The following is a 19,914-nucleotide window of genomic DNA, read 5'->3' as shown; positions in this document are numbered from 1 at the left end:
CGCCCGTCACCGCCCGTCGGCGCGCTGAGCCTTGATGAGGTCGCGGTACCAGGCGTAGGAGTCCTTCGGGGTGCGGCGCAGCGTGTCGTAGTCGATGTGGACGAGGCCGAAGCGCTTGCAGGCCCCCTCGGTCCACTCGATGTTGTCGGTGAGGGACCAGGTGAAGTAGCCGCGTACGTCGACGCCCGCGTCGATCGCCTCGTGCAGGGCCCTGAGGTGGCCGTCGAGGAAGGCGATCCTGCGGGTGTCCTCGGCCGGTTCGTCCACGGCGCAGCCGTTCTCCGTGATGTAGAGCGGCGGGAGCCGGTCGCCGTAGCGCTCCCGCAGCTGTACGAGGGTGTCGCGCAGGCCCTCGGGGACGACGGGCCAGCCGAAGTCGGTCTTCTCGTAGCCCTCTATCTCACGGATGCCGAAGGGCAGGCCCTCGGGCATGCCGAAGCCGGCGAAGCTGTCGAGCGCGTCGGGTGTGGGGGCGCCGACGAGGGTCGGGTTGTAGTAGTTGACGCCGTACCAGTCCAGCCGGGTGGAGATCGTGCGCAGGTCGTCCTCGACGGGGCCGGGCATCAGGGCCGCGAAGTTCTCGTCGGGGTAGCGGCCGGTGAGGAGCGGGTCGGAGAACAGCCGGTTGGTGAGGGTGTCGTACAGCTCGGCGGCGAATCGGTCCTCGTCCGAATCGCCGGCCGTCCAGACCGGCGAGTGCGATACGGCGATGCCGATGTTCCCGGCGCCCGCCGCGCGCAGCGCGCGTACGGCCAGGCCGTGGGCGAGGAGCTGGTGGTGGGCGGCGGGCAGCGCGTCGAAGAGGAGGGTGCGGCCGGGGGCGTGCTCACCGAGTGCGTAACCCAGCAGGGTGACTTCGGCGGGTTCGTTGACCGTGATCCACATGGGGACGCGGTCGGCGAGGCGTTCGGCGACGATCCCGGCGTACTCGGCGAACCGGTAGGCGGTGTCCCGGTTCAGCCAGCCGCCCGCCTCGTCCAGCGGGAGCGGGGTGTCCCAGTGGTAGAGGGTGGGGGCCGGGGTGATGCCGTGGGCGCAGAGCTCGTCCACGAGGCGGTCGTAGAAGTCGAGGCCCTTCGGGTTGACGGGGCCGCTGCCGCCGGGGACGACGCGCGGCCAGCTCACCGAGAACCGGAAGGCGTCGGCGCCGAGTCCGGCCAGCAGCGCGACGTCCTCGCGGTAGTGCCGGTGGAAGCCGGTGCCCCGGCTCGTGTCGGTGCCGTCCTTGATGCGTCCGGGCTGCGCGGCGAAGGCGTCCCAGCCGGAGGGGCCCTTGCCGTCGGCGTCGGCGGCGCCCTCGGTCTGGAAGGCGGACGCGGAGGCTCCCCAGAGGAATCCGGGCGGGAAAGACGGCACGGTCATCGCGGCCTCCACAGCCGTAAGAGGGAGTGCGTAGGGCAGAACCTGGCAGGGCAGTGATCAGATTCAGACCTTAATCGCCAGTATCGAACTCGATCCAGTGTCGGGGCGCCGAAGATCGTGCTCGCTGCCGACCATGGGCCGGGGCGAACGGGCCCCGGAAGCGAGGGAGCGCCGCATGTTGTTCGAGGTATGGGCACCGGACGCGGGATCGGCCGGTCTGCGGCTGGCGGGCGAGCCGATGCCGATGGAGCCCGATCCGGACCGGCCCGGCTGGTGGACCGCCGAGGCCGAGGCCGCGGACGGCGACCGGTACGGCTTCGTGCTGGACGACGGACCGGTGCGCCCCGATCCCCGCTCGCGCCGCCAGCCGGACGGCCCTGACGGCGAGTCCGCGGTGGTCGACCACGACGCGTACACCTGGCGGTCCGACTGGGCGGGGCGCGGGCTGCCGGGCGCTGTCCTGTACGAGCTGCACATCGGCACGTACACCGACGAGGGCACCTTCGACGCGGCGGCGGCCCGGCTCGGGCACCTCGCGGAGCTGGGCATCACCCACGTCTCGCTGATGCCGGTCTGCCCCTTCCCCGGGGTGCACGGCTGGGGGTACGAGGGGGTGTCGCTGTGGGCCGTCCACGAACCGTACGGCGGCCCCGAGGGGCTGAAGCGCTTTGTCGACACGGCGCACGGTCTCGGGCTCGCCGTCGTCCTGGACGTGGTCCACAACCACCTGGGCCCCTCCGGCAACTACCTCCCGCTCTTCGGCCCGTACTTCACCGAGACGCACCACACGCCGTGGGGCGCCGCCGTCAATCTGGACGCGCCGGGCTCCGACGAGGTGCGGGCGTTCCTGCTGGGCAGCGCGCTGGCCTGGCTGCGGGACTACCGGCTGGACGGGCTGCGGCTCGACGCGGTGCACGCGCTGGCCGACACCCGGGCGCTGACGTTCCTGGAGGAGCTGTCCGCCGCCACCGACGCGCTCGCGGCGGAGCTGGGCCGCCCGCTCCCGCTGATCGCCGAGTCCGACCTGTGCGACCCGCGCACCACGACGCCGCGCGAGGAGGGCGGGCTCGGGCTGCACGCCCAGTGGAACGACGACTTCCACCACTGTCTGCACACCGCGCTGACCGGTGAGACGCAGGGGTACTACGCGGACTTCGCGGCGGCCCCGCTGGCCGGTCTCGCCAAGACGATGACGAGCGCCTTCTTCCACAACGGCACGTACTCCAGCTTCCGCGGCCGTACGCACGGACGCCCCGTCGACCCCGGCCGCACCGCCGCGCACCGCTTCGTCGGGTACGCCCAGACCCACGACCAGATCGGCAACCGGGCCCTCGGCGACCGGCTCTCCGCGTCCCTCTCCCCCGGGCTGCTGGCCTGCGCGGCGGCCCTCGTGCTGACGGGGCCCTTCACCCCGATGCTGTTCATGGGCGAGGAGTGGGGCGCCCGTACGCCGTGGCAGTTCTTCACCGACCACACGGACCCGGAGCTGGCCGAGGCGGTACGCACCGGCAGGCGGCGGGAGTTCGGGGCGCATGGCTGGGCCCAGGAGGACATTCCGGACCCGCAGGACCCCGCCACCCGGGCCCGCTCCTGCCTGGACTGGGACGAGCCCCGTCGCGAGCCGCACGCCCGGCTGCTCGCCTGGTACCGCGAGCTGATCGCGCTGCGGCGCGCCCTGCCCGACCTCGGCGACCCGGATCTGGCGTCGGTGAGGACGGCGTACGACGACGGGGCGCGCCGGCTGGCGGTGCGCCGGGGCGATCTGCGGATCGCGGTCAACCTCGACGCGAAGCCGGCCGCGATCCCGCTGGGCAACGGACGCCACCGGGCCGGGCCCGGCCGGGTGCTGGCGGCGTGGCTGCCCGTGGACCCGCCGGGCCCGGACGGGATGCTGCACCTGCCGGCGGAGTCCTGTGTGGTGCTCGCCGACGGCTGACCGGGGCTATTCCACGACGGCGAGTTCGCGGGCGGTGGCGTTCAGGCGGCGCCCGCCGTCCTCGGTGACGGTCACGATGTCCTCGATCCGGACGCCGAACCGGCCCGGCAGATAGATGCCGGGCTCCACCGAGAAGCACATGCCGGGCACCAGCGGCTGCTCCTCGCCCTCGATCATGTACGGGGGTTCGTGCGTGGTGACACCGATGCCGTGGCCGGTGCGGTGGATGAAGCGTTCGCCGTAGCCGAATTCGGTGATGACGGCGCGGGCGGCCCGGTCGATCTCCTGGCAGGCGACGCCGGGGCGCACCGCCGCGCAGCCCGCCTGCTGCGCCTCGCGCACGATGTCGTGGACCCGCTGCTCCTCGGCGGTGGGCTCGCCGACGTGGACGGTGCGGGAGGTGTCGGAGCCGTAGCCGTGTTTGAGCCCGCCGAAGTCCAGGACGACCATGTCGCCGCGCTCGATGGTGCGCTCGCCGGCCTCGTGGTGCGGGTTGGCGCCGTTGGGGCCGGAGCCGACCACGGTGAAGTCGACCTGGGAGTGCCCGTGCTCGGTGAGCAGCCGGGCCAGGTCGGCGGCGACCTCGGTCTCCCTGCGGCCGGAGAAGCGGACCCCCAGGATCTCCTCGTACGCGGCGTCGGCCGCGGCCCCGGCGGCGGCGATCCGCGCCAGCTCGTGGGCGTCCTTCACGGCGCGCAGCATCGGCAGCGCCTGGGTGAGGGAGGCGTAGGAGGTGTCGGGCAGGAGCTGCTGGAGGCCGAGCAGATGCATCGCCCAGGCGTTGTCGCTGATCCCGAACCGGCCCCGGGCGTCGAGCAGCGGGGCGGTGACGGCGTACGGGTCCTTGCCGTCCGTCCAGTCCCGCAGGGTCATGGCGGGGGCGCCGACGGCCTTCGCCGCGTCCGGGGCCTCCAGCGTCGGCACGACGAGGACGGGGTCCTGGCCGGCCGCGAGGACGAGGAGGGTGAGGCGTTCGGTGTCCGCGGGCGGCGCATAGCCCGTCAGGTACACCATGTCGGGTCCCGGCGCGACCAGTACGCCCGCGAGCCCGGCCGCCGCGGCGCTCTCGGCGGCCCGTGCCATCCGGGACCGGTAGTCGTCGGCGGTGAACGGCACGGGCTGGTTCGGGCTGGGCATCCGGGGCCTCCTGACGGTGCGGAACGGCTCTCCCATCCTGCCCGCCCGGCGCCGGGCGCGCGAGGGGTCAGGGGCGCGGGCCGCCCGCGTCCCGCACGACGAGGTCGGCGCGGTCGCGGCCGGGGGCGACGAGGCGTGCGTTGGCCTCGTCGGACCGGGCCACCCAGCGCTCGGCCTCGGCTCGCGACCTCCCGTACCGCACATGCCGGTCGACCAGCCCGCGCACGCGCACCTCGTCGTCCGGTGCGAGGAACCACGCCTCGTCCAGCAGCCCGCGCACCGGGGCCCAGGGCCCTTCCCCGTACAGCAGGTAGTTGCCCTCGGTGACGACGAGCGGGACGTCCGGCGGTACGGGGACCGCGCCCGCGACCGGCTCCTCCAGGGACCGGTCGAAGGCGGGGGCGTACACGACGGTCCCGGGCTCGGGGGCCCGCAGCCGCCTCAGCAGGGCCACGTATCCGGCGGCGTCGAAGGTGTCGGGCGCGCCTTTGCGGCCGGCCCGGCCGAGGCGTTCCAGTTCGGACTGGGCGAGGTGGAAGCCGTCCATGGGGACGAGGACGGCGAGCGGCCCGAGCGCGTCGACGAGCCGCTTCGCCAGGGTGGACTTGCCGGCGCCCGGCGGGCCGGCGATGCCGAGGAGGCGGCGGTCCCCGGCGAGGGCGAGGCGGCGGGCGCGGGCGGTGAGGCCGGTGAGGTCCATGCCGGATAGTGTCCCGTCACGGGCCCGGCGGCCCCGCGCTCCCCCCTCTCCCTCTCCCGCTTCCCCTCCCTTCTCCCCCTCCCCCTCCCCCTCCCGTGAGGAATCCCATGTCCCATATCGCCCTGGTCACCCTGGTCGTCCGCGAGTACGACGAGGCGCTCGCCTTCTACACCGGCGCCCTCGGCTTCGAGCTGGTGGAGGACACCGACCGGGGCGACGGCTCCCGCTGGGTCGTGGTGCGGCCCCGTGGCACCGAGGGCACGGGGCTGCTGCTGGCCAGGGCCAAGGACGAGCGGCAGGCGGCCGGTGTCGGGGCACAGACCGGCGGGCGGGTCGGCTTCTTCCTGCACACCGGGGACTTCGCCGGCGACCACGCGCGCATGCTGGCGGCCGGGGTCCGCTTCCTGGAGGAGCCCCGGCACGAGGTCTACGGCTCGGTCGCGGTCTTCGAGGACCTGTACGGCAATCGCTGGGACCTGCTCCAGCCCGCGTGAGGACGGTGGCCGTCCCCTGCCCGGTCCGCCCGGTCAGCGCGGGCCGTTGCCCTCCAGATAGGCGAGGACCGCGAGGACCCTGCGGTGGACCGAGCCGTCGTCCGCTTCGAGGCCGAGCTTGGCGAAGATGGAGCCGATGTGCTTGCTCACCGCCCGTTCGGTGACGACGAGTTCGGCGGCGATCGTGCCGTTGGCCTTGCCCTGGGCCATCAGTTCCAGCACCTCCCGCTCGCGCGGGGTGAGGCTCAGCAGGGGCTTCGCGGACGCCTTGCGGGTGAGGAGCTGGCTGACCACCTCGGGGTCGAGCGCGGTGCCGCCGCCCGCCACCCGGTCCAGCGCCTGGAGGAACTGGTCGACCCGGCCCACCCGGTCCTTGAGCAGGTAGCCGATGCCCTGCGCGCCCCGGGCCAGCAGCTCGGCGGCGTACGTCTCCTCGACGTACTGGGACAGCACGAGGATCGGCAGCTCCGGCATCTCCTCGCGGGCGGCGATGGCGGCGCGCAGCCCCTCGTCGCGGAAGGTCGGCGGCAGCCGTACGTCCAGGACGGCGGCGTCCGGGCGGTGCTCCAGCAGGGCGGGCAGCACCTCGGGGCCGGCCGCCGCGTCGGCCACCACCTCGTGGCCCGAGCTGGTGAGCAGCAGGATCAGGCCCTCCCGCAACAGGGCGTTGTCCTCGGCGATCACGATCCGCACGGCAGCTCCACCTCGATGTCCGTCGGCCCCCCGAGGGGGCTGCTCACGCGGGTGGTGCCGTCCAGAGCGGCGATACGCCGCCTGATCCCGACCAGCCCGCTGCCGCCGCGTTCGTCCGCGCCGCCGTGCCCATCGTCGCCGATGGCCACGAGCAGGGTGCCGGGGGCCCGGTCGATGCGGACGCTCGCGGCCGTCGCGCCGCTGTGCTTGCCGATGTTGGTGAGCGCCTCGGCGACCACGAAGTAGGCGGCCGCCTCGACGGCGGCCGGCAGCCGGCGCCCGTCGTCGACCGCGTCGAGTTCCACGGTGACGGGGACGGCGCAGTCCGCGGCCAGCGCCCGCACCGCGCCGGCGAGTCCGCGGTCGGTGAGGACCGGTGGGTGGATGCCCCGCACCACGTGCCGCAGCTCGGCGAGCGCGGCGTCGACGCCGTCCTGGGCCTCGTCCAGGCGCTGCCGGGCGGCGGCCGGGTCCTGGTCCAGCAGCCGCTTGGCCAGGCCGATGCGCATCGACAGGGCGACGATGCGGGCCTGCGCGCCGTCGTGCAGGTCGCGTTCGATACGGCGGAGTTCGGCGCCGTGCGCCTCGACGGCGCCGGCCCGGCTCTCGGTCAGCTGGGCCACCCGTTCGGCGAGTTCGGCGGCGGGCGGGGCCTCGAGCAGGGAGCTCGTCCACTCCGCCGAGAGCCGGGCGAGCACGGGGTGCCAGCGCAGGACCAGGCCGTGCCGTTCGGGCAGCGGCGTGCCGTACTCGTCGGCGGCCCGCCGGTCCAGCAGCCGCGTCACCGGCAGCGCGATCCCGTCCACCAGCAGCCCGACCGGCCACAGCACCATCGTGACGTAGCCGACGGCGTTGCCCGCGACCGCCTGGACGGGCAGCCACAGGGCCTCGCGCCGGGCGACGGGATCGGAGAGCACCAGCCGGACCCGTTGCCCGAGCTCCCCTCTGTCGTACGGCAGTTGCGGCATCGGCCGGTACGGGACGCCGAGGAGGGCCGCCGCCCTGCGCCGCTCGAACTCGGCGAACCGGTGCAGCGCCTTCGCCGCCTCGGGCAGCGCGGGCAGCCCGATGACCACGACGGCGAACAGCAGCGCCGCCACCACCAGGAAGGCGGCCACATAGGCCAGCAGCGCGACCGGGATGCCGATGAGGAGGTACTGCGAGGCGTGCCAGGAGCGGCGGATCGCGGTCGTCAGCGGGGCGGGGGCGGCGGTGCTCATGCCGCACCACGTTACGGGGGCGGGCCCGTACCCGGAGTGCGGCCGGCCCCCCGGGCCGTGGTGGAGCAGGCTGTACCCCCGCCCGGGAGCGCGCACCCTCCCCCGGCCGCCTCGCCGCTCCTACCGTTTATGCAGGTCAGGCGGTACGGGTAAACGAGCGAGGGGTTCACGGTGGAGACAACCACGACGGTGCGCGCGGCGGCGCTGGAGCTGGAGGCGGTGAGCCGGCACCACGGGCGGCGCGGCAGCGGCCGGGAGACCGTCGCCCTGGACGCGGTGAGCTGTGCGGTGCCGGAGGGGAGCTTCACCGCGGTCGTCGGGCCCTCCGGATCGGGCAAGAGCACCTTCCTCCAGTGCGCGGCGGGCCTGGACCGGCCGACGTCGGGAACGGTACGGATCGCGGGGACCGACCTCGGCCGGCTCTCCGAGGCGGCGCTGACCCGGCTGCGGCGGGACCGGATCGGGTTCGTCTTCCAGTCCCACGCGCTGAACCTGGTGCCGTCGCTGAGCATCGTGGAGAACGTCGTACTGCCGCTGGTCCTGGCCGGCGCCGACCCGCGGGGCGCGGGCGTGCTGGACCGGGGGCGGCTGCTGCTGGACCGGGTGGGCCTGGCCGGCCGGGGCGACGACCGGCCCGGCACCCTGTCCGGCGGCCAGCAGCAACGGGTCGCGGTCGCACGGGCGCTGGTCAACCACCCCGATGTGCTCTTCGCGGACGAGCCGACGGCCTCCCTCGACCCGGAGTCGGCGGCGCTGGTGCTCGGCCTGCTGCGGGACGCGGTACGGCTGGACGGCCGTACGGTCGTGATGGTCACCCATGACCCGGTGGCGGCGAGCTGGGCGGACACCGTGCTGACCATGGACGGGGGCCGGCTGCGATGACTTCCACCCCAAGCGGGACGGCCCTGCGGGCCGGGAGCCGGCGCGCCTCGGCGTTCCTGGCCCGCCGCTCGCTCACGGCCCACCGCCGCGCCTGGACCGCGGTGTTCGCGGCGGCGGCCGCCGCGGCGGCGCTGCTCGGCGCCTTCGCCCTGGTGCTCGGCTCGCTGCTGCTGGCGAAGCCCCCGGTGGAGCGCTACACCGGGGCCGACGCGGTCGTGGTGGCCGATCAGCGGGTCACGTACACGGCGAAGCCCTGGGGCAGTGAGCCGCAGACGGCCACCGCGTATCTGCCGGAACGGGTCCGGCTGGACCGCTCCGTGGTCGCGCGGGCGGCAGCGGCGGACGGTGTGGCGCTGGCCGTCGCGGACGACTCCGTCCCGGTGACCGTGGGTGAGGGGGCGCCGGCGGTGGGCCGCTCGTGGCCGTCCGCGGTGCTCACCGCGTACGAACTGTCCGAGGGGCGCGCGCCGAGGTCCGCGTCCGAGGTGGTCGTGGACGCGGCGCTGGCGGAGGCGGGCGGGCACATCACGCTGCAAGTGGGCGGCGCCGCACGGCAGTACACCGTCAGCGGGGTGGCGGCCACCGGCCACCGGGGCGGCGCGCCCGCCGTGTTCTTCACCGAGGCACGGCTCACCGCACTGGGCGGCCACCCCGGCACGGTGGACGCCATCGGTGTCATGGCCGAACCGGGCGTTTCCGCCGACGCGTTGCGGGCGTCGGTGGGCGAGGCCGTGGCGGGGCGGGCCGGAGGTGAGCGCGGTCCGCGCGTACTGACGGGTGCCGAGCGCGGCGAGGCGGAGCACGTCGACGCGCTCGGCGGACGCGGTGATCTGCTGGCGATGCTGGCTTCGGTCGCCGGAACAGTGGTCATGGTGGCGCTGCTGGTGATCGCCACCACGGTCTCCCAGGCCGTCCACCAGCGTTCCGGCGAACTGGCGCTGCTGCGGGCGGTCGGGGCGACGCCCCGGCAGCTCAGGTCGGCGGTCGGCCGGGAGGCGGGCCGGGTCGCGGACGTCGCCGCGGTGCTGGGCGCGGTCGGGTCGGTGCCGTTGGGGCTGCTGATGCGGTCGCTGCTGACCACCGGCCCGCTGCCGCTGCCCGTCCCGGTGTGGCTCCCGGTCGCGGCGGGCGTCGCGGGTGCGCTGGTCGTGGCACTGGCCGCCCGGCCGGTGGCGCTGCTCGCGGCGCGGACGGTGACCCGGACGCGGCCCGCGGTCGCCCTGAGCGCGGCGCGGGCGCCGGAGCCGGGCGAGCCGGGGCGGCTTCGCACGGGCGCGGGTGTGCTGCTGGCGGTCGCGGGGCTGGGTTCGGCCGGGACGGCGGCCACGCAGAGCGGTCAGGCCGCGGCGCTCGCGGCGTCGGGGGCGGCGACGTCGCTGATCATCGCGGTGGCGCTGCTCGGTCCGTGGATCGCCCGGGTGTCGATGCGGGTCCTCGGCGCACCGGTCCGGCGGGCGGGCGGGGTCTCCGGATTCCTGGCCGCCCGGTCCGCCGCCGCGCACAACCGCCGGCTGGGTGCGGCGCTCACCCCGATCGTGCTGGTCGTCGCGTTCGTGTGCGTCCAGCTGGCGGCCGGGACGACGCTGGAGCGGGCCGCCGGCCGGCAGGCGTCCGACGCGGTGCGGGCGGACCTGGTGGTGACGGGCCCCGCGTCGGGCATCCCCGGGGGCGCGGCCGAGGCCGTGCGCCGGGCGCCCGGGGTGGCGGCCGCGACGGGCCTGCTGCGGTCGGCCGTCGTCCTCGCCCATCGCGAGGCCGGTGATCCGGCGCTGGACCGCTTCCCGGTGCTGGGCGTCACGGCGGACCAGTTGTCCGGCACGCTCGACGCCCGGGTCACGGCGGGCGACCTGTCCGGTCTCACCGGCCCGGACACGGTCGCCGTCGGCAAGGACCGGGCCGACGACCTGGGCGTCGGCGTCGGGGACACGGTGGAGCTGCGTCTCGGTGACGGTACGCGGGTGCGGCCCAAGGTGGTGGCACTCTACGAACGGTCCCTGGGGCTCGGTGAGTTCATGCTGCCCCGCGAGGCACTGGCCGGCCATGTCTCGGCTGCCCGCGACCAGCAGATCCTGGTGCGCTCGGCGGATGACCGGGACGCCACGTCCGCCGTACGGCGTGCGCTGGCCCCGTACAAGGGACTCGATGTCCGGCCGGCGACGGCGGACGACGTGCGGATCAGCCCGTCGTCCTCGGACCAGGACGACGCCCTGATCGTCATCGGCGTCGGCGTGATCGGCGGCTTCGCGCTGCTCGCCGTGGTCAGCACCCTCGCGCTGATCTCGGCCGGCCGCCGCCCGGAGTTCCACCTGCTGCGGCTCGTCGGCACGGGGCGCGGTCAGCTGCTGCGGATGCGGGTGCTGGAGACGGGCCTGGTGACGGTGGCGGGCCTGGCCATCGGAACGGTGGTCGCGGCGATCCCCCTGCTCGCGTTCGCGCTCCCGGCGACGGGCGGCCTGCCGTATCTGCCTCCGGCGCGGTACGGGGTGCTGGCGGCGGCCGTGACGGCGGCGGCTGCTGTGGGCACGCTGGTGCCCGGCGGGCGGGGTGGCCGGCATCAGGAAGCGGGCACCCGTCAGTGACCCTTCGCGGCCTGCCCCGAGCCGGGTCAACAGCTCGCGTGGGGCAGGCTAAGGGCTGTCCTCCGTTTCGGTTGCCTGAACGTCGAACTCCTTGTGCGGAAATGCCTGCTTGAGGGACAGGCGCCAGGCGCGGGCGATCTCCCGGGCGAGGTCGAGGGCATTGAACCGGGAATCCGTGTCCCCGCTGATGTCCAGAACCTTGCCGCTGTCCTTGCCGTCGCCCACGCGTTCTGCCTCCCCCGGTGCCGACTACGACCCGCCACACTGCCGTTGCTGGATCACTGGTCTTCGGGCGGTTCGTCGTCGGGGGCCGGCCCCCGTCAGGCCCGGACGTCCGGACGTGCCACGCCACCCGCCGCCCCCGCCAGCGCCTCCAGCACCGGCTCGATCAGCGGGTGGGTCTCGGCGCCCCGGCGTACCGCCGCGAAGACCCGGCGGGTGGGGGCGGTGCCCCGGACCGGGCGGACCACCACGCCGGTCAGGGCCATGCCCCGCAGCGCGGAGCGCGGGACGAGGGCCACTCCGGCGTTCGCGCCGGCGAGTGCGACCACCGCGTGGAAGTCGTCGGATGAGTGTTCGAGGTTCGGGGCGAAGCCTGCGTACTCGCAGGCCAGGACCACCACGTCGTGGCACGGGTTGCCCGGGTACGGGCCGATCCAGGCGTCCTTGGCCAGGTCGGCGACGGCCACCTGCTCCTGGTCCGCCAGGCGGTGGCCCACCGGGAGCACCGCGTCGAACGGCTCCGAGTACAGGGGGACGCGGGTCAGGCGGCGGTCGTCCTCGCCGGGGGCGCCCCGGTATTCGACGGCGACGGCGACATCGACCTGCCGGTCCAGGACCATCGGGACGCTCGCGTCGCCCTCCGCGTCCTGGACGCGGACCTTGATGCCGGGTGCGATGCGGCTGAGGGCGGCGATGGCGGGGGCCAGGACCAGGCCTATGCCGGTGGCGAACGCGGCGACCGTGACCGTACCGGCGTCGCCCGAGCCGTAGGCGGCGAGCTCGGCCTCGGCGCGCTCCAGCTGGGCCAGCACCACGTTGGTGTGGGTGAGCAGGATCTCGCCGGCGGGCGTGAGGCGGGCGCCGCGCGAGCCGCGTTCGACCAGCCGGTGGCCGGTCTCCTGTTCGAGGGCGGCGAGCTGCTGGGAGACGGCGGAGGGGGTCAGGTACAGCGCGGCAGCCGCGGCGGTCACCGTGCGGTGGTCCGCCACGGCTCGCAGGACGCGGAGCCGCCGTGCATCGATCATGTGCCCCATTGTCCCAGGTCGCGGGGGCGCCCTGACCGCCCCCGCGACCGCCCGGGGTCAGCCCTCCAGTACGGCGCGGGCGGCGACGAACGCGTCCACGGCGCGGTTCACGTCGGCCGTGGAGTGCGCCGCGGAGAGCTGGACGCGGATACGGGCCGCGCCCTGCGGGACGACCGGGTACGAGAACCCGATCACGTACACACCGCGCTCCAGGAGCAGCTCCGCCATCCGGCCTGCCTTCGCCGCGTCCCCGATCATCACGGGGGCGATGGCGTGGTCGCCGGGCAGGATGTCGAAGCCCTCCTCGGTCATCCGGGTACGGAAGAGCGCGGTGTTGGCGTTGAGCCGCTCGCGCAGGTCGCCCGCGGACTCCAGCAGGTCGATGACCTTGAGGGAGGCGGCGGCGATGACCGGGGCGAGCGAGTTGGAGAAGAGGTACGGGCGCGAGCGCTGGCGCAGCAGGGCGACGATCTCGGCGCGGGCCGCGACGTAACCGCCGGAGGCCCCGCCGAGCGCCTTGCCGAGGGTGCCGGTGATGATGTCGACGCGGTCCATCACGTCGTGCAGCTCCGGCGTGCCGCGGCCGCCCGCGCCGACGAAGCCGACGGCGTGCGAGTCGTCGACCATGACCATGGCGTCGTAGCGCTCGGCGAGGTCGCAGATCTCGCGCAGCGGCGCGACGTACCCGTCCATGGAGAAGACACCGTCGGTGACGACGAGGCGGCGCCGGGCGCCGGACGCCTCCTTGAGCTGCTGCTCCAGGTCGGCCATGTCGCGGTTGGCGTAGCGGAAGCGCTTGGCCTTGGACAGGCGGATGCCGTCGATGATCGAGGCGTGGTTGAGGGCGTCGGAGATGACCGCGTCCTCCGGGCCGAGGATCGTCTCGAACACGCCGCCGTTGGCGTCGAAGCAGGAGGAGTAGAGGATCGTGTCCTCCTGGCCCAGGAAGGCGGAGAGCCGCTGCTCCAGCTCCTTGTGGACCTCCTGGGTGCCGCAGATGAAGCGGACGGACGCCATGCCGTAGCCCCAGCGGTCCAGCGCCTCGTGCGCGGCGGCGATCACATCGGGGTGGTCGGCGAGGCCCAGGTAGTTGTTGGCGCAGAAGTTCAGCACCTCGCCCGGACGGCCGCCCGCGGTGACGGCGACGGTCGCGGACTGCGGGGTGCCGATGACGCGCTCGGGCTTGTGCAGACCGGCCGCCTCGATCTCTTCGAGGGTGGTGCGCAGGTCGTCGCGTACGGAGTCGAACATGCCGGTTCCTTAGAGGTGAAGAGGTCAGACGGTCCAGTCGAGGATGACCTTGCCGCCGCGTCCGCTCGCCGCGTCGTCGAAGGCCGCCTCGAAGTCGCGGTAGCCGTACCGGCCGGTGATCACGGGGGCGAGGTCGAGGCCGCCCTCCAGCAGGACGGACATGGCGTACCAGGTCTCGTACATCTCGCGGCCGTAGATGCCCTTGACCGTGATCATGGAGGTGACGATCCGGGCCCAGTCGACGGCGAACTCCTCGGAGGGGAGTCCGAGCATGGCGATCCGGCCGCCGTGCGTCATGTTCGCGATCATGTCGCGCATCGCCTCGGGGCGGCCGGACATCTCCAGGCCGATGTCGAAGCCCTCGCGCAGTCCCAGCTTCTGCTGGCCGTCGGCGATGGTGTGCTCGCCGACGTTGAGCGCCAGGCTGACGCCGACCTCGCGGGCGAGGTCCAGGCGGGCCTCGCTGACGTCGGTGATCATGATGTTGCGGGCGCCGGCGTGCCGGGCGACGGCGGCGGCCATGATGCCGATGGGGCCGGCGCCTGTGATCAGGACGTCCTCGCCGACCAGCGGGAAGGACAGCGCGGTGTGCACGGCGTTGCCGAACGGATCGAAGATCGCGGCGACGTCGAGGTCGACGGGGACCCGGTGCACCCACACGTTGGACGCGGGCAGGGCGACGTACTCGGCGAAGGCGCCGTCGCGGCCGACGCCGAGGCCGAGCGTGGAGCGGCAGAGGTGACGGCGTCCGGCCAGGCAGTTGCGGCACTTGCCGCAGACGAGGTGGCCCTCGCCGCTGACCAGGTCGCCCACGGCGATGTCGACGACGTCGGAGCCGGTCGCGGCGACCTCGCCGACGAACTCGTGCCCGAGGACGAGCGGCGTGCTGATGGCCTGCTGCGCCCAGCCGTCGTAGTTGCGGATGTGCAGGTCGGTCCCGCAGATGCCGGTGCGCAGGACCTTGATCAGGACGTCCGATGGGCCGGTCTCGGGCTCGGGTACGTCCATCAGCCAGAGTCCGGGCTCGGCCTTCTGCTTCACGAGTGCCTTCACGGCTGCGGCTCCCTGTACCTGGTGCGGCGTTGATCTCCCCGGGCCGGGGGCGTGCCTGAGGAAGCCTGCGGCCCGGGGAAGGATGAGAGGGACGGCATGGCAGCGCGCTCGCACCGGCTGCCGCGCACCATCCTCCGCCGTCACGGAGAAATCTGCCGTACCCCGCGCCCCAGGTCCATCGAGGTTTTCTTAAACGGGGCCGCAGCTCCGCTTCACGCCGTGCCGTACGGGTCCGGTTCCTGCTCCGTTCGGCGGACCGGCGGGCTCACACCGAGGTGTGGAGCCCGAGGAAGCGGGCCCGTCCCCCGTCGACCCGGTGGAGGAAGATGCCCGTCTGGGGCTTCACCTGGTGTCTGCTGTAGAAGGACAGCCGCCGGGTGATGCCCCGGTATTCGGTGCTCAGGATTCTCCCGGCCACCCCGTCGCGCGGCGCGTCGACGGCGCTCGTGGTGCGGCCGGCCCGCGCGATCAGGCCCACCGCGTCGTACGCCTCGGCGGCCCAGGTGCCGGGCGCCGAGCCGAACCGTTCGCGGTGCGCGGCGGTGAACGCCTTGGCCGCGGGCAGGGCCGTCGGGTCGGTGTACGCCTCGCCGAAGACCCAGCCCTCGGCGGCCTTGCCCGCGTCCCGGAGGAAGGCCGGGGCGAGGACGGGGCCGAGCGACATTCCGGTGCCGGTGAAGCCGGCGGCGGCCAGGTCCTTGGCGCAGCGGGCGCCCCGGGCGGCGGACGATCCGGCGTAGACGACCGCGCCCGCCCCGGCGCCGACCGCGGCGCGGGCGGCGGGGGCGAAGGTGCGGGCGGTGGCCGCGACGGTCTCCGTGGTGTACCTGACCCCGTCGACCGGGGCTCTCGGCAGGTGGTCCCTGATCGCCCAGCTGCTCTGCGCGTCCGCGCGGTCCTCGATGATGACGACGTGGTCGGTCGGCCGGACCCGGGCCAGGTAGGAGATCAGCCCGATGGCCAGCGCCGGGTCGGACGGCCGCAGTACGCACAGGGAACCGGGGCCCGCCCCGGCGACGGTGGTGGAGCCCGCCGCGACGACGACCTGGGCGAGGCGTGCCTTCTCGTAGTGGGTCGCGACCTTGCCGTCGATGACTTGCGCGGTGGGGCCGATGACGGCGAGCACCCGGGAGTCGGCGGTGATCCGGTCGGCGGCACCGAGGGCGCGGGTGGCGTCCCCGGCGTCGTCCTCGGTGCGCAGCGTGAGCGTGAAGGTCTTGTCCGTACGGGAGTTGTGGGCGTCGATCGCGAGGAGGGCCCCGCGCTGGTGGGCGAGGCCGACGGATCTGCCCGCTCCGGTCAGGTCCGCGTGCAGGGCGACGCGGTACGCGGGAAGGGGGGCGGGTGGCTTTCCCGTGCCGCCGCGCCGGGTGGCGGCCACCCAGGCGGCGGTTCCGCCGCCCGCGAGGGCGACGGCGCCGGCCGCTCCTGCGGCCAGGAGGCGTCGCCGGGTCGGGCGCGGTGGTTCCGGGACCCCGGTGGCGGGGGTCGGTTCGGGGTCGGGGAGGGCGAGAGCGGCGGCCGAGCGGGCGGCGACCGTGGCGGCCAGGCCGGGCACCTCCCAGTCGGCGGGGCTTCCCGCGAGGGTCCGGGCGATCTCCCCGGTGCCCGGCCGGTCGGCCGGGTCCTTGGCCAGGCAGGCCGTGACCAGGGGCAGCAGCACGGCCGGCACCCCGTGCAGGTCCGGCTCCTCGTGCACCGTGCGGAAGAGGACCCCGGCCGGTGTTCCCGTCCCGAGCGGGCGCCGTCCGGTCGCCGCGTACACGAGGACGCAGCCCAGGGAGAACACGTCGCAGCCCGGTCCGAGCGGCCCCGCCACGGCCTGTTCGGGGGCCAGGTAGCCGGGGGTGCCGATCACCGCGTCGGTGGCGGTGAGCGCGGTGGCGCCCTCGTGGCGGGCGATGCCGAAGTCGATGAGGCGGGGCCCGTCGAGCGCGAGGAGGACGTTGCCGGGCTTGACGTCGCGGTGCAGGAGGCCCGCTCCGTGCACCGCGAGGAGCGCTTCGGCCAGCCGCGAGCCGAGTGCCCGGACCGTGTCGGCGGGCAGCGGTCCCCGGGTCCCGACGACTTCCGCGAGGGAGGGTCCCGGCACGAACGCGGTGGCCAGCCAGGGCTCCGGGGCCTCGGTGTCGGCCCCGGTCACCGGGACGACCCAGGGACCGGTGATCCGGGCCGCGGCCTCTGCCTCGCGCCGGAACCGGGCCCGGAATCCGGGGTCCGTGGCGTGCTCGGCGTGGATCACCTTCACGGCGGCGAGCGAGCCGCCGGACGTGCGTGCCAGGTAGACGACGCCCATGCCGCCCGCGCCGAGGCGGACAAGGGTGCGGTACGCGCCGATGGTGCGCGGATCGTCCGAGGTGAGCGGCCGCATGCGGGATCAGGCCGTGGCCTTCGGCGCGGCACCGAGGTAGACGTAGCGTCCGTCCCGCACCCCGTAGAGGTAGGCGTCGTCGCCCTTGATCCGGTGATCGTCGTCGAAGACGTACGTACGGGAGACGCCCTCGTACGTGGATGCGGCGATCTTCGCGACGAGCGCGCCGCGCGACGGGCGCTTCGGCCCGCCGGCCTTCGTCCCGGCGAGGGCGGTGACGGCGGCTATCGCGATCCCGGCCGCGTCGTACGCCTCGGCGGCCCAGTGCGCGGGGGCGGCGTCGAAGGCGGTGCGGTGGGCCGCGGCGAACTTCTTGGCCGCGGGCGCCGCCGGGTCGGTGAAGGGCGCGGTGAACTCCCAGTCCTCGGCGGCCTGTCCGGCGTCCTTGAGGAAGCGCGCGTCCATGGCGGTGTGCATGGCCATCCGGGGCCCCTTGAAGGAGGTGGCGGCGAGGGCGCGTGCGGTGCGGGCGGCTCCGGCCGCGTCACCCGCGTAGAAGAGGGCGTCGCTGGCGTGCGCGAGCATGTCCTCGACCACGGGGGCCAGGTCCTGTGTGCCGGCCGGGACGACGCGCGGGTAGGTGGTGCCGGTGGTGATCTGGCCGGTCAGCATGTTGGTCAGGTAGCCGGCCTGGTAGGCGGACTGCCCGCCGACCCGGTCGAGCAGGACCCCGAGCCGCTCGACATCGGGCCGCAGCACCAGGCGCCGGATGATCGGCTGGGCCAGTACGCCGTCGGAGGGGGCGGCCTGGAAGAAGGACTTCCTGGCGCGGGCGGCGTAGGTGAGCTGGAGCGAGGACACGGTGAGGACGGGCAGCATCGCCTCGTCGTAGGCGCCGAGCACGGCCTCGGTCGCGGCGTCACCGGTCGGGCCGACGACGGCGAGCACGTCACGGTCGCGGGCGAACCGGTCGGCGGCCTGCACCGCGCGGGCGGTGTCGCCCCCGTCGTCGCGGACCTTGACGGTGAGCGTGAAGGGCTTGTCCGCGCGGGCGTTGAACTGCTGGACGGCGATCCTGACCCCGCGCTCCTGGGCCCGCCCGGCGGCGCTCCGGGGGCCGGACAGATCGGCCTGCACCCCGATGATCCAGGCCCGTTCGCCGGAGGCGGCCGCATCGGAGCCGCTGTCGTCGCGCAGCCACTCCCGTACGGCGAACCCGCCGCCGGCCGCGACCACGAGACCGGCGCCGGCGAACAGCAGGGCCTTGCGCCGGCCCGGTGCGGGCGGGGCGGTGTCATCGGTGACCGTCGGGTCGATGCCGGGCAGGTCGAGCACGGCGGCGGAGCGTTCGGCCACAAGTGCCGCCATGTCCGGGGGCAGCCAGTCGGTGGAGCCGTCGGGCGCGTCCTCGGCGATCAGGGTGTCGAGTCCGGCGGCGGTGGGGCGCGCTCCGGGCTCCTTGGCCAGCAGGGTGGCCAGCAGGGCGCGGAGTTCGGGGTCGTCGATCCCCGCGAGGTCGGGCTCGTCGTGGACGGTCCGGTAGAGCAGCGCGTCGACGGCCCCGCTGCCGAACGGCGGACGCCCGGTCGCCGCGTACGCCAGGAGGCAGCCGAGGGAGAAGAGGTCGCTCGCGGGGTCCGCTTCGGTGCCGTCTCCGGTGGCCTGTTCCGGGGAGAGGAAGCCCGGGGTCCCGACCACCAGGCCGGTGGCGGTGAGCGCGGTGGCGTCGGCGGACCGCGCGATGCCGAAGTCGATCAGGCGCGGTCCGTCGACCGTGAGCAGGACGTTGCCCGGTTTGACGTCGCGGTGGACAAGGCCCGCAGCGTGTACGGCGGCCAGCGCTCGGGCGAGCAGCCGGCCGAGCACCCGGACGCCGCGGGCCGGCAGCGGCCCGCACCGGGCGACGGCCTCCGACAGCGCGGGGCCCGGCACGAACGCGGTGGCCAGCCAGGGCCGTTCACCCTCCGTGTCCGCGCCGGTCACCGGGACGGCCCAGGGGCTCTCCACCCGGCGGGCGGCCTCGGCCTCGCGCCGGAAGCGGGTCCGGAAGTCGTCGTCGGTGGCGTATTCGGGCAGGATCACCTTGATCGCGGCCAGGGCGCCGGCGTCCGTACGGCCGAGGTAGACGACCCCCATGCCGCCGGCGCCGAGCCGTCCGAGCAGCCGGTGCCCGCCGATCCGTGCGGGGTCGGAGGGGCGCAGCTTCTCCATCACGCTCTCCCTCTCTCAGCTCTGCTTCTCGACTGCGGTCTCAAGGTCCTGCAACATGGCGGAGTGGGCCTGGTTCGTCAGCGCGTCGATCTCCGCGTCGCTCCAGCCCTTGGCCCCCTTGCCGGTCACGGCCACGGTGAACTGGAGGGTCTGCGACAGGTACCAGGAGTAGGGGTACGGGCCGCCGCCGAGTTCCTCGTTCTGGTACTGCCCGGCCTCGAACAGCGCGTCCTCGGCGCTCTCCTGGGACTCCCCCCGGGCCAGTGAGGACGCGATCATCGACCCGATGAACTCGCCCTGGCTCAGTTGCTGCGTGGGGCAGCGCATCGTCTCCTCCACGGACTCGGCCATCTCCCACCGGGCGTCGTCCCGGGTGCGGTGCACGGTCACGACGGCGGAGAGCCGCAGCGGTCCCTTGCCGCCCGCCGCCGGCACCTCGAAATAGCGGCTCAGGGTGGCGAGGACATGGGCCTGTGGCTTCTTCTGCTGCCAGACGCAGTCGGTGCCCAGGACGGGCCAGGTCGCCGGATCGCTCTCGTACGGGCGGCGTTCGACCACTCCGGGGCCGAAGGTGGCGGGATTCGCGATGATCCGGCGGATGAGGCCGAGCGCTTCCTTGCGGGTCCCCGGCAGCCTGGCCGGGTCCGCGTCGATGACGCCGGTGTCCGCGGGCCCGGGACCGGGGGCGGCGCCGCCCGTCGCGGAGGCAGTCGCGGAGGCGCTCGCGGAGGGCCCCGCGCCGGGGCCGCCACCGCTGACACAGGCCACCAGCACCAGTGGCGCCAGCAGCAGCGCCCCGTATCCCCGCAATCCGCGTATCGCCCTTGCGCACGCCACG

Annotated in this window: 16 protein-coding genes; 4 read left to right on the top strand and 12 right to left on the bottom strand. The window is 74.6% G+C overall.

Annotated elements, in window-relative coordinates; translation table 11 throughout:
• Positions 1-6: 6 nt before the first annotated feature.
• Complete coding sequence (locus P8A18_RS27690; RefSeq protein WP_306058778.1) at positions 7-1,362, bottom strand: GH1 family beta-glucosidase; 1,356 nt, start codon at positions 1,360-1,362, stop codon at positions 7-9.
• Between the two features lie 175 nt (positions 1,363-1,537).
• On the opposite strand from P8A18_RS27690, the gene treZ reads away from it, so the two are divergent.
• On the top strand, positions 1,538-3,298 hold the full coding sequence (gene treZ / locus P8A18_RS27685; protein ID WP_306058776.1) for a malto-oligosyltrehalose trehalohydrolase: 1,761 nt from the start codon (positions 1,538-1,540) through the stop codon (positions 3,296-3,298).
• A gap of 6 nt (positions 3,299-3,304) precedes the next feature.
• Here treZ and P8A18_RS27680 read toward each other — a convergent pair whose 3' ends face one another.
• Together P8A18_RS27680 and P8A18_RS27675 are read right to left on the bottom strand one after the other, a co-directional pair.
• Positions 3,305-4,435: an aminopeptidase P family protein gene (locus tag P8A18_RS27680; RefSeq protein ID WP_306058774.1), complete on the bottom strand. Its 1,131-nt coding sequence runs from the start codon at positions 4,433-4,435 to the stop codon at positions 3,305-3,307.
• A gap of 67 nt (positions 4,436-4,502) precedes the next feature.
• Positions 4,503-5,135, bottom strand: a complete 633-nt coding sequence (locus P8A18_RS27675; RefSeq protein ID WP_306058771.1) for a nucleoside/nucleotide kinase family protein — start codon at positions 5,133-5,135, stop codon at positions 4,503-4,505.
• 107 nt (positions 5,136-5,242) lie between these two features.
• Here P8A18_RS27675 and P8A18_RS27670 point away from each other — a divergent pair, with 107 nt between their 5' ends.
• A complete protein-coding gene (locus tag P8A18_RS27670) occupies positions 5,243-5,629 on the top strand; it encodes a VOC family protein (RefSeq protein ID WP_306058768.1) in 387 nt (128 codons plus the stop codon).
• A 33-nt stretch (positions 5,630-5,662) separates the two neighbouring features.
• On the opposite strand, the gene P8A18_RS27665 is transcribed toward P8A18_RS27670, so the two are convergent.
• Positions 5,663-6,322, bottom strand: a complete 660-nt coding sequence (locus tag P8A18_RS27665; RefSeq protein WP_018554795.1) for a LuxR C-terminal-related transcriptional regulator — start codon at positions 6,320-6,322, stop codon at positions 5,663-5,665.
• Entirely contained in the window at positions 6,310-7,542 is a 1,233-nt protein-coding gene (locus P8A18_RS27660; RefSeq protein ID WP_306058766.1) for a sensor histidine kinase, read from the bottom strand. Before P8A18_RS27660 ends, P8A18_RS27665 begins: the two co-directional genes overlap by 13 nt.
• Before the next feature lie 171 nt (positions 7,543-7,713).
• Between P8A18_RS27660 and P8A18_RS27655 the strand changes: the two genes are divergently transcribed.
• Together P8A18_RS27655 and P8A18_RS27650 are read left to right on the top strand one after the other, a co-directional pair.
• Positions 7,714-8,424, top strand: coding sequence for an ABC transporter ATP-binding protein (locus P8A18_RS27655; RefSeq protein ID WP_306058764.1), 711 nt, complete (start codon positions 7,714-7,716; stop codon positions 8,422-8,424).
• Entirely contained in the window at positions 8,421-11,003 is a 2,583-nt protein-coding gene (locus P8A18_RS27650; protein WP_306058762.1) for an ABC transporter permease, read from the top strand. Before P8A18_RS27655 ends, P8A18_RS27650 begins: the two co-directional genes overlap by 4 nt.
• 48 nt (positions 11,004-11,051) lie before the next feature.
• Here P8A18_RS27650 and P8A18_RS27645 read toward each other — a convergent pair whose 3' ends face one another.
• The 7 genes from P8A18_RS27645 to P8A18_RS27615 form a co-directional block, all read right to left on the bottom strand.
• On the bottom strand, positions 11,052-11,228 hold the full coding sequence (locus tag P8A18_RS27645; protein WP_306058760.1) for a hypothetical protein: 177 nt from the start codon (positions 11,226-11,228) through the stop codon (positions 11,052-11,054).
• 95 nt (positions 11,229-11,323) lie between these two features.
• On the bottom strand, positions 11,324-12,250 hold the full coding sequence (locus tag P8A18_RS27640) for a LysR family transcriptional regulator (protein WP_306058758.1): 927 nt from the start codon (positions 12,248-12,250) through the stop codon (positions 11,324-11,326).
• A gap of 57 nt (positions 12,251-12,307) precedes the next feature.
• Complete coding sequence (locus tag P8A18_RS27635) at positions 12,308-13,501, bottom strand: glycine C-acetyltransferase (protein WP_306058756.1); 1,194 nt, start codon at positions 13,499-13,501, stop codon at positions 12,308-12,310.
• A 24-nt stretch (positions 13,502-13,525) separates the two neighbouring features.
• Positions 13,526-14,554 carry an L-threonine 3-dehydrogenase gene (gene tdh, locus P8A18_RS27630; protein WP_018554801.1) on the bottom strand — a complete coding sequence of 343 codons (1,029 nt, stop codon included), beginning with the start codon at positions 14,552-14,554 and terminating at the stop codon, positions 13,526-13,528.
• A gap of 265 nt (positions 14,555-14,819) precedes the next feature.
• Positions 14,820-16,925 (bottom strand): bifunctional serine/threonine-protein kinase/ABC transporter substrate-binding protein, encoded by a 2,106-nt coding sequence (locus P8A18_RS27625; protein WP_306058753.1) that lies wholly within the window; start codon positions 16,923-16,925, stop codon positions 14,820-14,822.
• Positions 16,926-16,931: 6 nt separating this feature from the next.
• Entirely contained in the window at positions 16,932-19,076 is a 2,145-nt protein-coding gene (locus P8A18_RS27620) for a bifunctional serine/threonine-protein kinase/ABC transporter substrate-binding protein (RefSeq protein WP_306058751.1), read from the bottom strand.
• A gap of 15 nt (positions 19,077-19,091) precedes the next feature.
• The gene (locus tag P8A18_RS27615; protein ID WP_371933797.1) at positions 19,092-19,886 is read right to left on the bottom strand and encodes a hypothetical protein; all 795 of its coding nucleotides are present in this window, start codon (positions 19,884-19,886) and stop codon (positions 19,092-19,094) included.
• Positions 19,887-19,914 lie beyond the last annotated feature (28 nt).

The sequence above is a fragment of the Streptomyces sp. Mut1 genome (genome assembly GCF_030719295.1).
Classification (GTDB): Bacteria; Actinomycetota; Actinomycetes; order Streptomycetales; family Streptomycetaceae; genus Streptomyces; species Streptomyces castrisilvae.
This window is presented reverse-complemented; position numbering and strand designations above follow the sequence as displayed.